Raw genomic sequence first — 14,271 nt, 5'->3', positions numbered from 1 at the left:
CGGACCGGCGCCGGCATCAAGGTGTCACACGATCTGGCCGTGACAATGCTTGAACTTCTGGCCCGAACCGCACGGGCACGGATCGTTCCGGCCGGGGTTGCCCCATGTCGCAGGGTCGGCCTCGACGAAACCGGGGGCGGCTGCTTCGGCCTCGGCCTCGCCGGGTTTCGGAGCAGGTTCGGCTTGCGCTTGAACCTGCGCTCGTTGGGCCTGGATCCGAGCGATCATCTGCTGCTGCTCTTCCTCGGACAACGGCCGGATCTGACTGAGCTTCTGGGTCACGTCTTCCCGCAGCGAGTCCAGCATACTTTCGAAAAGCTGGAAGGACTCGTTCTTGTATTCGTTCAGCGGGTCCCGCTGCGCATAACCACGGAAGCCGACGACCGAGCGCAGGTGTTCCAGCGTCAGCAGATGCTCGCGCCACTTGGCGTCAATGGTCTGTAGAAGGATCTGCTTTTCGATCTGGCGCATGTTCTCGGCGCCGAACTTGTCGGTCTTGTCGCCCATGAAAGCGTCGGATTTCTCGTAAAGGCGGTCGCGGATCACCTGGTCGTCCACGCCGTCTTCCTCGACCCAGTCCTTGATCGGCAGGTCGAGCCCGAGATTTTCCAGCACCGCAACATACAGCCCTTCCGCATCCCACTGGTCCGCGTAGGTTTTTGCGGGGACGTGCCGATCGACAAGATCGTCCACGACCTGGTGGCGCATGTCCTGCACGATTTCGGCTAGATCCTCGGCTTCCATGATCTCGCGCCGTTGACCGAAGATGACCTTGCGCTGCTCATTCTGAACGTCATCGAACTTCAGCAACTGCTTCCGGATGTCGAAGTTGCGCCCTTCGACCTTGGCCTGGGCACGTTCCAGCGACTTGTTCACCCACGGGTGCACGATGGCTTCGCCTTCCTGCATCCCTAGCTTCTGCAGCACGTTCTCCAAACGCTCGGACCCGAAGATCCGCATCAGGTCGTCTTCCAGCGAGAGGAAGAAGGCCGATCGACCGGGGTCGCCCTGCCGGCCCGATCGGCCGCGCAACTGATTGTCGATGCGCCGGCTTTCGTGGCGTTCGGTGGCCAGGACAAACAGGCCACCGGCTTCCTTCACCTTCTCCTTCTCGGCCTGCGTTTCGGCAGCGACCCGGCTACGAAGCTCCTCGGGGTCGGCATCGGGGTCTGCGGCAAGCGCCTGCATAACCTTCATGTCCACGTTGCCACCCAGCTGGATGTCGGTGCCACGGCCGGCCATGTTGGTGGCGATGGTCACGGCCCCCGGCTTGCCGGCATCGGCGACGATCTGCGCCTCCTGCTCGTGCTGGCGAGCGTTCAGGACGTTGTGCGGCACGTTCTCTTTCTGCAGCATCTGGCTGAGGAACTCGGACTTCTCGATCGAAGTGGTTCCGACCAGAACGGGCTGCTTGTTCTCGTGGGCCTTCTTGATCTCGCCCACGATGGCCTCGTATTTTTCGCGCGCGGTACGATAGACGGCGTCATGCTCGTCGACACGGGCGATGGGACGGTTCGTCGGCACCTCGACCACGCCGAGGCCGTAGATCTCGCTGAATTCTTCTTCTTCGGTCAGGGCGGTGCCGGTCATACCCGACAGCTTATCGTAGAGGCGGAAATAGTTCTGGAACGTCACGCTGGCGAGGGTCACGTTCTCGGGCTGAATATCCACGCCCTCCTTCGCCTCGATGGCCTGATGTAGCCCGTCGGACAGGCGACGACCGGCCATCATGCGACCGGTGAACTCGTCGATCAGGACGATCTCGCGGTCGCGGACGATATAGTCCTTGTCCTTGGTGAACAGCTTGTGGGCACGAAGCCCCTGATTCACGTGGTGGACGATGGTGGTCGACTCGGGATCATACAGCGTCTGGCCTTCGGGCAGGATCCCGGCCCCCAGCAGGTGCTGCTCGAGGAACTCGTTCCCGTCGTCGGTATAGGTCACGTTCCGCGTCTTCTCGTCGAGCGTGTAGTGCTCGTCCTTCAAAAGCGGGATCACCGTGTCGATTGTCCGGTAAAGCTCGGACCGGTCCTGCGATGGTCCGGAGATGATCAGGGGCGTGCGCGCCTCATCGATCAGGATCGAGTCGACCTCGTCGACGATGGCGTAGTTGTGCCCGCGCTGCATCATCTGGTTCAGCTCGGACTTCATGTTGTCGCGCAGGTAGTCGAAGCCCAGCTCGTTGTTCGTGGCGTAGGTCACGTCGGCGGCATAGGCCTCGCGCTTCTCTTCCTCGGGTTGCTGGGGATAAATCACCCCCGTGGTCAGGCCAAGCTGCGCATAGACCTTGCCCATCCATTCCGCGTCGCGCCGTGCAAGGTAGTCGTTGACGGTGACAATATGCACGCCGTTACCCGACAACGCGTTAAGGTAGGCTGGGAACGTGGCGACCAGTGTCTTGCCCTCGCCGGTCTTCATCTCGGCGATGTTGCCCCGGTGGAGGAAGATCCCGCCCAGAAGTTGGACGTCGAACGCCCGAAGACCCAGGGCGCGCCGCGCACCCTCGCGGCAATTCGCGAAGGCTTCCGGCAGAATGTCGTCGAGGCTTTCGCCCTTGGCCACCCTCTGGCGCAGCTCTTCTGTCTTGGCGATCAGACCGGCATCGTCCAGCTGCTCGAACTCGGGCTCAAGCGCGTTGATCTTCTCGACCAAGGGACGGGACGACTTGACCTTTCGGTCATTCGGCGTACCGAAAACCTTGCGCGCAACAGAACCCAGACCCAGCATCGTCTCTCCTGACATCAAAGTGTGAGGGGGATTGCTTGCCCGGTCGGTCGGCGCCGAATAGGAAGGCGGCAAGAATGGCCCCTTCAGAGGCTGAAGGCGATGTAAGGGGCGCCCTTGGAACTGTCAACGCTGGCCCCCGTGGGGCTGGCTGGAAAGGACCTCACGATGATGAAACTTGGATCTTTCACCGCCGCAATCGCGCTTGCCGTGGGTCTGCCCGTGCTGGCGCAGGATGCCTCGACCGTGGTGGCAACGGTGAACGGCACCGACATCACGCTGGGCCACATGGTCGCCATGCGCGAGCGGCTGCCCCAACAATACCAGTCGATGGACGATGCGACCCTGTACGAGGGCATTCTGGAGCAATTGATCCAGCAGACGGCCCTTGGCGGGCAGTCTGACGGGCTCTCGCGGCGTGGCGAGCTGGTGATCGAGAACGAGCGCCGGGCCTTGGTCGCAGCCGAGGTCCTCCAGCGCCTTGCCACCGATACGATCACCGAGGAAGACGTGCAGCAGGCCTACGACGCGCAGTACGGAAGCGCCGAGCCCGCGCAGGAATACAACGCCTCGCATATTCTGGTCGAAACAGAGGAAGAGGCGCAGACCCTGATAGATGAACTTGAGGGGGGCGCGGACTTCGCGGAACTGGCGCGCGAAAACTCGACCGGCCCGTCCGGCCCATCGGGCGGTGAACTGGGCTGGTTCGGACCCGGCGCAATGGTGCAGCCCTTCGACGAAGCGGTTCAAGGCATGGAGGTCGGGGCCGTCGCGGGACCCGTGCAGACCCAGTTCGGATGGCACGTCATCCAGTTGAACGAGGTGCGCGAACAAAGCGCGCCGCCGCTGGACGAGGTGCGCGGAGAGATCGAGGGCCAATTGCAGATCGAAGCCGTGGAAAGCCTTGTGACTTCGGCCGTTGAAGACGCCGAAGTCACCCGCCCCGAGACCGAGATCGATCCCGGCACGATCCGCGAACAGGGGCTGCTTGACTAAATGCCCGCGCTGTCGCCCCTCGCCCCTGACCGCTTCCCAGACCTTCCCGTCATTGACGGCGTTCGTTTTGCCGCGACCGAGGCCGGGGTTCGTTACAAGAACCGCACCGACGTGATGTTGGCGCTATGCGATCCCGGAACCACCGTCGCGGGGGTGTTCACCCGATCCTCGACCCGGTCGGCCCCGGTTCTGGATTGCGAGGCGAAGATCGGCGTTGAAGGCGGCGAAGGCGCGGCTATCCTCGTGAACTCGGGCAATTCCAACGCCTTCACCGGCAAGGCGGGCGAGGCATCCGTCGCCCGCATCTGCGCCGAAGTGGCGAGTGCCACGGGTCTGCCGGGGGGGCGGATTTTCACCTCCTCCACCGGCGTGATCGGAGAGCGCCTGCCCGATGACCGCATCACGGCCGTGCTGGACCGGCTGGTGGCAGGGCTCGACCCCGCGGGGATCGAACCGGCCGCCCGCGCGATCATGACGACCGACACCTTCCCCAAGGGGGCCGTAAGGCGCGCCCGGATCGAGGGGCAAGACGTCAAGATCGCCGGCATCGCAAAGGGCTCGGGCATGATCGCGCCCGACATGGCGACGATGCTGGTCTACATCTTTACCGACGCGAAAGTCGCGCAACCGCTTCTGCAGGAGATGCTATCAGACCTGACGCAGCGGACCTTCAACTGCATAACCGTGGACGGCGATACCTCGACCTCGGACACGCTTCTGATGGCAGCAACCGGCCAAGCCGCGGAAGTGACCGAACGCGGTGGACCGTTCGAGGGTGCGTTGCACGAGGTCATGCTGGACCTCGCCCACCAAGTCGTCCGCGATGGTGAAGGCGCGACCAAGTTCGTCGAGGTCGCCGTGACCGGTGCTGTTTCGGACGCCGATGCGCGCAAGGTGGCCCATTCGATCGCCAACTCACCCTTGGTAAAGACAGCGATCGCGGGAGAGGACCCGAACTGGGGCCGCATCGTTATGGCGGTCGGCAAATCGGGCGCCGAAGCCGACCGGGACCGGCTGTCGATCCGGTTCGGCGAGATCGAGGTCGCGCGCGACGGCTGGGTCAGCCCCGAATACGCCGAGGCGAAGGGCGCGGCCTACATGAAGGGGCAGGACCTTCGCATCGGCGTCGATCTGGGGATGGGGGACGGACAGGCGACAATGTGGACCTGCGATCTGACCCACGCCTATATCCAGATCAACGCGGATTACCGGTCTTGACCTCGGATGGACGACGCCAGTGACGAGCTCACCCGCACTTTTCACGGACACGGTATGAAACTGCTGCTGGTTTCGGCCGTCGCGCTGATCGATCGTGATGGCCGCGTCCTTCTGGCACAACGCCCCGAGGGCAAGTCGATGGCCGGCCTGTGGGAGTTTCCCGGCGGCAAGATCGAACCCGGCGAACGGCCCGAGGAAGCGCTGATCCGAGAGCTGCATGAAGAGCTTGGGATCGACACCTGGGCCAGTTGTCTTGCCCCTCTGACCTTTGCCAGCCACGCCTACGACGATTTCCATCTGCTGATGCCGCTTTTCGCGTGTCGCAAATGGGACGGACAGCCGCGGGCGAAAGAAGGGCAGGTTCTGAAATGGGTTCGCCCGGACGAAATGCGGTCCTATCCGATGCCCCCCGCAGACCTGCCGCTGATCCCGATCCTCAGGGACTGGCTGTAGCGCGACCTAATAGGTCAGAGACCGCCATCGGCCACCCGGTCATACAGCGCCATGTCCTGAGGCAACCGCTTCGCGACCACCGCTTCGAGTTTCGGATCCCGGGCATGCGCGCGATCGTAATCCGAGCGGTTCTTGATCCCAAGCTGCAACTGATCATCGGTATACCCGAACCTGCCGAAGATTCGCAGAACATCGGTTTGCAGGTTTTCATTGGTACCGATGCAATCCACTACGGTCGAGCCATCAGGCCCCGTTACGAACTTTGCACTGGAGGCAAACGGGTAGATCCGCGCCCACAGACCCAAGGGCATTGACTGGGCGAACAGGACGCGGGCCACGGTGCCCGGATCGGTGCGGACGGAATCCCCGGTCTTACGCTTGGCCAGACCAGCCTCGCGGGCTGCGCGGCCGGATCGGTAATAGTAGTATTTCGAGACTACGACGTCCCGGGGATCGCGCAGGAAGGCGATGAAGGTCACATCGGACGCTTGATCGCCCATGATTTCGCGCAGCTTATATGCGGTTTCGTGGGTTGCGACCTTCACCAAGTCGCCTGCGGCATTGCGAACATGATTTCGCACGATGGTGGGATCAATTTCCTGCAAGCGGTTCTGGATTGCGGTCGTCCCGGTCTTTGGAACCGCAACGAATACGAATTTCCGCTCGTCGGAATACAGCATTTCAATCGATCCCGGCTTGGAGTGAAGAGTCTTCGGCCCGACGCAGTACATCCGGCGCTTCGTATCCAAATCGTTCGCCGATATCGCCGCAAAGCTCGTGGATAGTTTCGGCGGCCCAGTCGGGCAGTTCGGCACGATAGCGGTCGTTCACGCCCGGGCGCAGGGGATACCACTTGCGTTTATTGAAGGCATCCGATCGCGAGCCCCAAGGAATGTTATCGTTGGCCGAAGGCAAGATCTTGCTCTCCCACGGCAGTTCGGCGAAATCGCAGATTTCACGCACGATACGGTCTGGTTCGCGCAAGATCGATTCGAACTGCCAATGCCGAAGTTGAACCTCGGCTTGGTCGGCCGCGTCATCAAGCGCCGCTTGCATTGAGTTGCGCCAATGCTGGGCGGCCAACACGACCTTCTGTTCGATAGGCACGTCCAGCTTGCTGAGAACGCCGTTGCGGGTCGCCTGCCCCCAGACAACGGCATAGGGATCCCGGCTGATGAGGACAAAGAAGGGACGGTGTTCGGACAGCGCCCGATGCACAGCACCGACGCGTAGGGTCAGCGACTGGCTCTTGTCGATAAAGCGCTTGTCACTGCCATGCTGACGCAAAATACCCTGCAGGACGCGCCGATATCTCGCCCCCTGCGCCGGATCGAGCTCATCCGCTTTCCGCCTGTAAAATGGCAGGAAATCGTCGTTACCGTAGACCCAGCTGTGATCGCGGTCCGGATAGCCCGGAAGATCGATCCGGCGCCAACCGAAATCCTCGGGCAGAATGTCGGCCAGCGCATCCTGCGCCTCATCCTCGCCCGCCCAGTAGCGGTGATCGCCAGTAACTGAAATCGCGTGCGTGTGACGGTGAAGAATTCGGGCCAAAAGCGTAAGCCCACCGTTCTGGGTGCCGATCAGGAACACCGGCCGATCAATGGCGACCGGCGCCCCGTCGTGAAATCGCCGGTCAAACCGCCATTTATTGGTGCGGTAGTGAAAATAGCCTGAATTGGCCTTACGGATCGGAACGATGGATTGAAGCCGGTCGATCATGCGAAGTCTCTATCAGGTTGGTCGAGAATGGCCCACCGGTGGATCGCCTGGGCGAACGCGTCATGCGTAAGTATTCGATTTATCGAACAGCCCTTCTCGAACATCAAACCGGTCAAGAGCGCGCTGATGCACCAGAACGTAATTGGCCGCGAAGAAACGTTCGATCTCAGGGTGCCATTCGGGGATCAACTCAAGCCCCTTGGGGCGGATTCGCAGGAACGCATATGGCCCGCCGTCGATCAGCGCGAAGACGTCCTTAAGGAAGGCCCGCCCGTCGATCCACCGCTTCGTGTATTCGAACTGAACTGCATCAACCCCTTCATTGTCCAGAAGCTTCGAGGCCCCCTCCAAGACCGAATAGTCGTGGCCTTCGGCGTCGATCTTGATGAAGTCGATCCTGTCTATTCCGTGTTCGGCACAGAATGCGTCGATGGTGGTCGTTTTCACCGGGATGCGATCGAGCGGAGTTTCCTGTTCCAGGGGGTCATCGACGATCGAGTTTCGCCCCGAGGTTTGGGCACCCAGCACATTGATCGTGGTTTCACCAACCTTGCTGGACACAGCCAAGGGGTGCAAATTCACGATTTTACCGAAACCGGCCTTGTCGACGTTTTCGGTAAATTTCTTGCGCGTTTCAGGGACGGGCTCGAACGCGTGGTAGTTGAATCCTTGAACCTTGGCGCCCTCTTTTTCAGCAGTTTGAAGAAACTGGATGGTCCACTGGGCCAGGTTTCCACCTACGTCCAGGATTGTCGCATCCGAACGACCGCGAAGGTGCTCGGCCAACTTGCGTTGGATATAAAGTTCGCCGGAGGAATCGGGCAAGTTGCGAATAGGTTCACCCCGGGCCGCCATGTAAATACCGCGGCCCAATTTCCATGCAAATCTACGCATTCGGTTCTATACTACCTAAAATATGGTTAAGTGTTCGCCGTGACCCTGGCATCCAAGTATTCCGGCCAGTCCGCCCAGGGCAAGCCGCTATCTAGCTGCTTCGCCACAATATTGACGTCATCTGCAAAATAGTCGGCTAGCTCTCTCCGTAATACAGGTGACAGTCGCGCTGTAGGTTTCGCATCTGGGCGCTTGTTCAGCGTTTCGACCAACTTCATCAGGCCGGTTCCCTTTCGTCGCCCCCGCGCCGGAGCAACATCGATTCCCGCCCTTTCCATCAGACCGAGGGTGCCGGTTCGGACCCGCCGCAAGGTCCTGTTTAGCCCCGGCAAACGATGTTCGTAACGCTCGTTGCTGCGCTTTGTGTCGATCTTGAACGGCGCAAGCCCCAGGAATGACAGAACGTCCGAGACTGCCATGTGCGGGGCTTTGCTAAGCTCCTCTTCCAGGATCAGAACCATCAGACGCTCGTCGGGAACGGCCTCACGCCACATCCGCAAATGCCAGCCAAGCTTGCCGAATAGCGGGTAGTCGAGGCGGCGGTCGATCCGGCCATCCTGCGTTCGCCAAGCTTCGGGATCGCCATGAAGCTTCAACGCGCGTCTCCAGGCCGTCTCGAAATCCGGCTCATGCTCGACGCCCTCGCGCAGGAATTGCCCGTGAAGCGAAAACACAAGGTCCACCGGATTGCGGAGAACCGCGATAAGTTTTGGCTGGGATGGATGCGAAGACAGGACCTGTAAGGCTTGGGCGGAGTACAAGGATCGCGGCGTCGACTCGCCCGTGACTTTTCCGGCATGATCAGCAGGCATAAGTGCCGACAGGTATTCGTCCCAATCCTTCAGGGCACCGGGCACCCCTCGGACGTCGTAGATGTCTCGGGACAAAAAGTTCGGTTCTTTCGCCGGAAGGTATGTATCGGGATGCTGACGTAGCCAGTCGAACAGGCTGGTCGTCCCGCATTTCGGGCCGCCGAGAATGAAGAAATCCGGCAACCCATCGGGCAGAGGCTGCGCTTGGCCCTTGGGAACGCTCAACGTACGATCCTTCCGAACGCGTCCGAACGCACGCCGATCGACCGCAAGACGCGGTTCCAGGACATGACCTGCATTCCGAATGTAGTGAGAATCGTAGAGATAGCCGCCCCCAACGGGCCAAGAAGCGGGATAAGCGCCAGGTTCATCGCGATATTCCCAACTGTCGCCCAGGTGGCATATTGGGACATATATCTTTCCCGGTTCGTCATGTTGAGCAGCATCCCCGTGCCCCCAAAAAAAGCGTTCACCGCAGCCCCTGCGGAAAGCAACACCGTAAGACCGTAAATCGGTCCGTATTCCTCACCCAAAAGATAGACGAACCCGTTCCGGCCGACCAGCACAAGGGCCAAGGCGAACACGAGCGTGGCGCCGAACGCGATCCGACTTCCCGTGACTGCCATCGCCTGCATGCGCTCAGTTTCTCCGCGAGAATGAAACGCCGCCATGCGCGGGCTAAAAACTGCATTGATTGCAACCTGAACAAGAAGCGCCGCGGCCGCCAGCTGTGATGCGACGCGGTAGAATGCAACCGACTCGACGGTGTCGAACATCCCCAGCATCAGGACATCCACGTAATTCATCACGGTGGTGGCTGCGGCCACGATCGTCAAAGGCCACAGGCTTGCGCGCCAGCTGACGGAATTGAACTCGGCGGGATGGTTGCGGCGAGTCGGACGGTCGCTGGTGATAGCGATGACCAACCAGCCGAAAGCCGCCGCAACCAAGGCTGCCCCCAGATGGGACACGAGAAGCCCAACCTCGGCAAAGAGCCCCAGCCAAAGACCGAGACCCCCTGCCAACAACAGAAGGGCAGGACGGATAATCGCGTCCGGCAAACGACTTATCGCGGCGAGTCGGAAGCCGTTCAGGACCCCCATGACCCGCTTCATTTCGGCCAAAACCGGGGCGAGCGCAGCAATCAGAAGGACCAATGGCCATGAGAATTGTTGCAGTATGGGCCAGCCGGCGGCGACCACCACCCCATAAACGCCGATCACGAAGGTCCCGGCAATCAGGGTCCCGATGATCATGATCCGCTGGCTCCATGCCAGAACACCGTTCACGGCACCCGGATTGTCCTTTGATCGCGCCACAGCGATCTCGCGCATCACAAGGACGGGCAAGCCCATTTGCAGCGGCAGCGAAACGAACTGCGCCGTCGTCAGGCACAGGATATAGAGGCCAAAGTCGGCGGGAGGAAGCAACCGGGCAAAAACGGTGACCGTCGCAAAGCCCAAAAGGGTATTTATTCCCTTGATCAGTGTCAGCCCGACACCACTCTTCAGCAAAGAGTTTGCCCGGTCGCGTTTGTCCACAGATGCCGGCGGGGTTGGGCCATCGGTGGTCATCGATACCCGGCCTTACAGGTCTTCACCCGTGGTTCATCGGATCGCGAAACCCGCCCAACTGCGTCTTTTTTCCGATTCGGTAAGGAGGCTGGAAGCACAGCCCCGGGGCAAACCCTTGGGTCAGGCTTCAAGCGCGCCCACGTGACTTTTGGAAAATCCATCGCAGTCCCGGCCCAAAAGATTTGGATAAAGTACTTTACCCGTCATCACCGTTTACGCGTCGCCTTACAAAGCCCTGGACGGCGGCTAGCAGCCGCAGCTGCGTGGCATTTCCGGCAGAACTAATGGCTTAAATGGGTGGTGCCGCTGAAGGGACTCGAACCCCCGACCCCATCATTACGAATGACGTGCTCTACCAGCTGAGCTACAGCGGCGTCCACCGGCGCGGTCTGTATCAAGGTCGCGCCGGAAGGAAAAGGGGTTACTTCGATTTCGCGTTCTGTTCGTCGCGCTGCTCTTGCGGGACGATGACTTCGGCCTCGGGGACGCTGACGGAGGTTTGCCGCCGGTCTTCGATGGTCGGGGGTACGTCCGCGGAGGGAGTCGTGACGTCTTTCGGTGCCGGATCCGGCTGGGCCGTCGCAGGACCGCCAGGCGCGTCCTCCACCTCGGGGTGGCTATGATCCTCGACCTGACCCACGATCAGGGGAAGCATCTCCGCCTGTGTCGGAAGGGCGACGGTCCCTTCCTTGGGCTCGGTCCACGCCAGGGTGTCGAACGCGCCACAGTTTCCACAGATTGGGCCCCATTCCGCATGGATCGTATGACAGTTCTCGCACACCCATTTCGGACCGCGGGGCACGGTCAGCGCCTTCGTCAGCCAACCCCGCACGATGGCGTCGTTCGCCCCCTCGCCCCGTTCGATCGCGGCCATGATCGTGACGGAACGGGCTGTCGGATTGGCAGTGGCCAGATCGCCCAGGGCCCGTCGTGCGGCCGGGAAATCCTCGTTCGCAATATGAAGTTCGGCCAAGAGCATCTTGGTCTCAGGGTGATCGGGATGTTGCCGCGTCAGGGTAGTGAAGCGTCGAATCCGCTGATCGGTGCTTTCGTTCGGCTGAATATCAGCGAAGGCGGCTGCAAGATCGGGATGGGGTTGAACCTCCCACGCCTTTTTAAGGACGCGCGTTGCATAGCGTTCCTGATTGTTGCGCATATATCCACGGGCGGCCATGACGGCGGCCGGGATCAGGTCCGGCGACAGGCGGTTCGCCTCGATGGCCTTTTCACGCACATCGATCGAGGAATCCTCGGCCGTGATGTCACGCGCTTCAGACAGCGCAAGGACTGCGTCTCGGCGCTTGTGAACGTCACGCGGCATCGATCCGTGCTTCAGCTTGGCCCCCAGCGTCTGGCGCGCGCCGGCCCAGTCGTGCCGGGCGGCCTGAAGTTTCAGCAAGGTATCCTGCGTCTCTTCGTGCTTTGGCTTCAGGGCAAAGGCGCGTTCGGCCAAGGCAAAGGCCGTGTCGGTATTTCCGGCCTCGAGCTGCTGTTTCAACAGGCCACGCACGCCGACGAACTTCGTCCGGTCATCCTGCACCAGTTGCTTATAGACCTCTTCCGCCTTGCGATGATCACCCGTCATCTCGGCGCCCTGCGCGATCAAAAGCTGCGTCAACTCTGGCCGCTGGAGGTATTTCTCGGCTCGTTCGGCCTTGGCTTGCGCCTCGCGTCCCTCGCCCGAAGCCAATGCCAGCATGGCGTCGCCCAGCGCGTTCAACCCCTTCTTTTCGCGATTGCGCGAGAAATACCGTGAAACGGCAGTGTCGTCGCCGTTGAGGAAACGCACCAGCGCGACCAGAAAGCCAAGAACCTTCAGCACGATCCAGACGAGCACGACCAGCAGAACCGCCGCGATGACCGCTTGCGGCGGACCAAGCGTGAATTCGGTATTCGCCAGCGCCACGCGGATCGAACCGTCGGCATTCAGAAGCTGTCCTGCGCCGATGGCCAAAAGCCCGACGACCGCGAAGAAGACAACGACCTTGATTAGGGACCAGAGCATTATGTTGTCCTCAGTTAGCGTTGACGGAGGAAGAAAGATCGGAATAGCCGCTCAGTGCGTCGAGCCGGGCATTCGCACGATCCAGCCATTCGGACATGGCGTCCTGCCCTTCTTCCGGAAGGGCCTCGATCTCGGTCAGCGCGGCCTCGAGGTTCCCCTCGTTCAAACGCGCCTCAGCCCGTGAAAGGACGGCATCCGCACTGCCCCCCTGTCGTTCGTTCAGCGACCTGGCATTGGTTTGCGACCTCAGAAAAGCGCCCAGCCGATCGGCAACACCACCGCCGGCTGTCGCGGCAACTGATTCGCTGAGCGCCGCACGCGCGAAGGCATCGAAATCTTCCTGAAGGCTGCCAAGCGTCGCCACGCCGTCATCGGCACCGGCAACCAAGGCATCGGGCACCTCGACCTCCGAGGTCGAACGTAGCGCACCGATTTCGTCGGCGTAGGGACGCCCGGCGCCCAACGCCGCTTCGATCCCGGAGAGTGCGGCCTGGGCAGAGACGCGGTTCGCCTCGGCCGTAGCGGCGGCACCGGCGTCCTCGATCGCCACAGCCTGGCTTTCCAGCGTCTGGCGCTGGCTGTCTAGCGTGGCAGCCTGCTCCTCCACCTGAGTCGACAGGTCCTGAATCTGCTGGGTCAGCGCGGCAAGTTGCTCGGCTTGGCTGTTGTCCTCGATCCGCGCGGCCTGATCTCCAGTCTGCGCTTGAAGTTGGGCGACCTGATCTTCCAACTCGGAAATCCGGTCGTTCGTGGGGGTCAGGTCGGTTGCCTCCGGCATTTCGGCAGGTTCGGCGGATTCGATAGTCTCGAGTCTCGCGGCCAATTGCGCCAACTGATCCCCCATCGCGCCGACCTCGGCCCCGACGGTATCGTCATCTGCTTGGGCTTCGATCTGCTGAAGCCGCACCGCCTGCGCATCCAGCGCCTCGGAGATCTGGGCGACCTGGTCGTCGCCGCCGGTGTCGAACAGCCCAAACTCGGTATAATAGGCAGCAAGATAGCCTATGCCGCCCGCCAGGAATCCGCCCAAGAGGACCACGAAAAAGGCCGAGCCTCCGGACCCGCGCGGTTCGGCCGTTGTCGATTGTGTGTCCGTCTGACTGCCGGTCTCGTCGCTCACGTGCTGCCCCCTCGCGTCATCTCAATTCTGTGCCGCCACGGCGGCAGCAATCGCGTCCAGCATAGCCGGACCCTCAGTCGTTGTCGCAACTAGCGCCGTGTCTGTCCACGGCCAGCTTTGCGCAACTTGCTGACTTAGCGCGATCACACGGGTATTTACCGGCTTTTCGCCCAGATCCGAGGCAACAATCCGGGCTGATCGGGGGGAATACAGCGGAAGGATAACCGGAATTGACCCCAGTAACGCGTGTCGCGCAGCCCCCGTCAGTGGCAATTGTTGTTGATCGTACACCATTTCGGCCTGCGCTGCGATGCCGGCATCTTGCAAACGACCGACCAGATCTCCGGTGACATGCGCGCCGTGGAGATGCACATATTCGCCTCCTCCGCGCGCGATCAGCGCGGTAGCCAGCGCATCTGCCTGCCCGCCCGTGATCTCGGGCAGTGCGCCGTATGACGCCGCCACAGCAGCGGTTCGTGGTCCAACTGCAATCACCGGCCGGCCCGAAAGATCGACCTGATCCGCGACCGCGCGCACCCCGTTTTCGGAGGTAAAGATCGGCGTTCCCGGGGGCAGGCCAACCATTTTCCGCGGTAGGATTCGCAAGACCGGCGAGAACAGGATCGCACCCCCGACGCCGCGCTGCCGCGACGCGACTGCAGTCCGGCGGGCAGCGGGCAAGGGGCGGGTCAGGATCAGCACGAGGATGCCTCATGGACGGTGCGTGCCCACGGTGTTAGGCCGTAACCGCCT

12 protein-coding genes and 1 tRNA gene are annotated in these 14,271 nt (G+C 61.5%); 3 read left to right on the top strand and 10 right to left on the bottom strand.

Translation table 11 applies throughout. The features are described from left to right. Positions 1 to 24 precede the first annotated feature (24 nt). Positions 25 to 2,727 carry a preprotein translocase subunit SecA gene (gene secA / locus PAA8504_RS05065; RefSeq protein ID WP_108893076.1) on the bottom strand — a complete coding sequence of 901 codons (2,703 nt, stop codon included), beginning with the start codon at positions 2,725 to 2,727 and terminating at the stop codon, positions 25 to 27. A gap of 165 nt (positions 2,728 to 2,892) precedes the next feature. Between secA and PAA8504_RS21990 the strand changes: the two genes are divergently transcribed. From PAA8504_RS21990 to PAA8504_RS05055, 3 genes are read left to right on the top strand one after another with little or no spacing between them, the layout of a single operon-like run. Beyond that, positions 2,893 to 3,720, top strand: a complete 828-nt coding sequence (locus tag PAA8504_RS21990; RefSeq protein ID WP_181375697.1) for a peptidylprolyl isomerase — start codon at positions 2,893 to 2,895, stop codon at positions 3,718 to 3,720. Continuing rightward, positions 3,721 to 4,938 carry a bifunctional glutamate N-acetyltransferase/amino-acid acetyltransferase ArgJ gene (gene argJ, locus PAA8504_RS21985; RefSeq protein ID WP_181375696.1) on the top strand — a complete coding sequence of 406 codons (1,218 nt, stop codon included), beginning with the start codon at positions 3,721 to 3,723 and terminating at the stop codon, positions 4,936 to 4,938. Between the two features lie 54 nt (positions 4,939 to 4,992). Next, on the top strand, positions 4,993 to 5,391 hold the full coding sequence (locus PAA8504_RS05055; protein WP_108893075.1) for a (deoxy)nucleoside triphosphate pyrophosphohydrolase: 399 nt from the start codon (positions 4,993 to 4,995) through the stop codon (positions 5,389 to 5,391). A 14-nt stretch (positions 5,392 to 5,405) separates the two neighbouring features. Here the strand turns inward: PAA8504_RS05055 and PAA8504_RS05050 are convergent, their stop codons facing one another. From PAA8504_RS05050 to PAA8504_RS05010, 9 genes are all read right to left on the bottom strand, one after another. Continuing rightward, the gene (locus PAA8504_RS05050; RefSeq protein WP_108893074.1) at positions 5,406 to 6,071 is read right to left on the bottom strand and encodes a sulfotransferase family protein; all 666 of its coding nucleotides are present in this window, start codon (positions 6,069 to 6,071) and stop codon (positions 5,406 to 5,408) included. A gap of 1 nt (position 6,072) precedes the next feature. After that, the gene (locus PAA8504_RS05045; protein WP_108893073.1) at positions 6,073 to 7,113 is read right to left on the bottom strand and encodes a sulfotransferase; all 1,041 of its coding nucleotides are present in this window, start codon (positions 7,111 to 7,113) and stop codon (positions 6,073 to 6,075) included. 60 nt (positions 7,114 to 7,173) lie between these two features. Then, positions 7,174 to 8,007, bottom strand: coding sequence for an FkbM family methyltransferase (locus PAA8504_RS05040; protein WP_108893072.1), 834 nt, complete (start codon positions 8,005 to 8,007; stop codon positions 7,174 to 7,176). Positions 8,008 to 8,033: 26 nt separating this feature from the next. Then, positions 8,034 to 9,044 carry a sulfotransferase domain-containing protein gene (locus tag PAA8504_RS05035; protein WP_181375695.1) on the bottom strand — a complete coding sequence of 337 codons (1,011 nt, stop codon included), beginning with the start codon at positions 9,042 to 9,044 and terminating at the stop codon, positions 8,034 to 8,036. Continuing rightward, positions 9,041 to 10,393: a lipopolysaccharide biosynthesis protein gene (locus tag PAA8504_RS05030; RefSeq protein WP_108893070.1), complete on the bottom strand. Its 1,353-nt coding sequence runs from the start codon at positions 10,391 to 10,393 to the stop codon at positions 9,041 to 9,043. Before PAA8504_RS05030 ends, PAA8504_RS05035 begins: the two co-directional genes overlap by 4 nt. A 298-nt stretch (positions 10,394 to 10,691) precedes the next feature. Further along, positions 10,692 to 10,767 (bottom strand) — tRNA-Thr (locus PAA8504_RS05025). A 47-nt stretch (positions 10,768 to 10,814) separates the two neighbouring features. Further along, a complete protein-coding gene (locus PAA8504_RS05020; RefSeq protein WP_108893069.1) occupies positions 10,815 to 12,398 on the bottom strand; it encodes a heme biosynthesis protein HemY in 1,584 nt (527 codons plus the stop codon). A gap of 10 nt (positions 12,399 to 12,408) precedes the next feature. Continuing rightward, positions 12,409 to 13,518, bottom strand: a complete 1,110-nt coding sequence (locus PAA8504_RS05015; protein WP_108893068.1) for a COG4223 family protein — start codon at positions 13,516 to 13,518, stop codon at positions 12,409 to 12,411. A 21-nt stretch (positions 13,519 to 13,539) separates the two neighbouring features. Next, complete coding sequence (locus tag PAA8504_RS05010) at positions 13,540 to 14,220, bottom strand: uroporphyrinogen-III synthase (RefSeq protein ID WP_181375694.1); 681 nt, start codon at positions 14,218 to 14,220, stop codon at positions 13,540 to 13,542. Between the last annotated feature and the right edge of the window lie 51 nt (positions 14,221 to 14,271).

Source organism: Palleronia abyssalis, assembly GCF_900302445.1.
GTDB lineage: Bacteria > Pseudomonadota > Alphaproteobacteria > Rhodobacterales > Rhodobacteraceae > Palleronia > Palleronia abyssalis.
The sequence above is the reverse complement of the archived record's forward strand: the minus strand, read 5'-3'. Positions and strand labels throughout refer to the sequence as shown.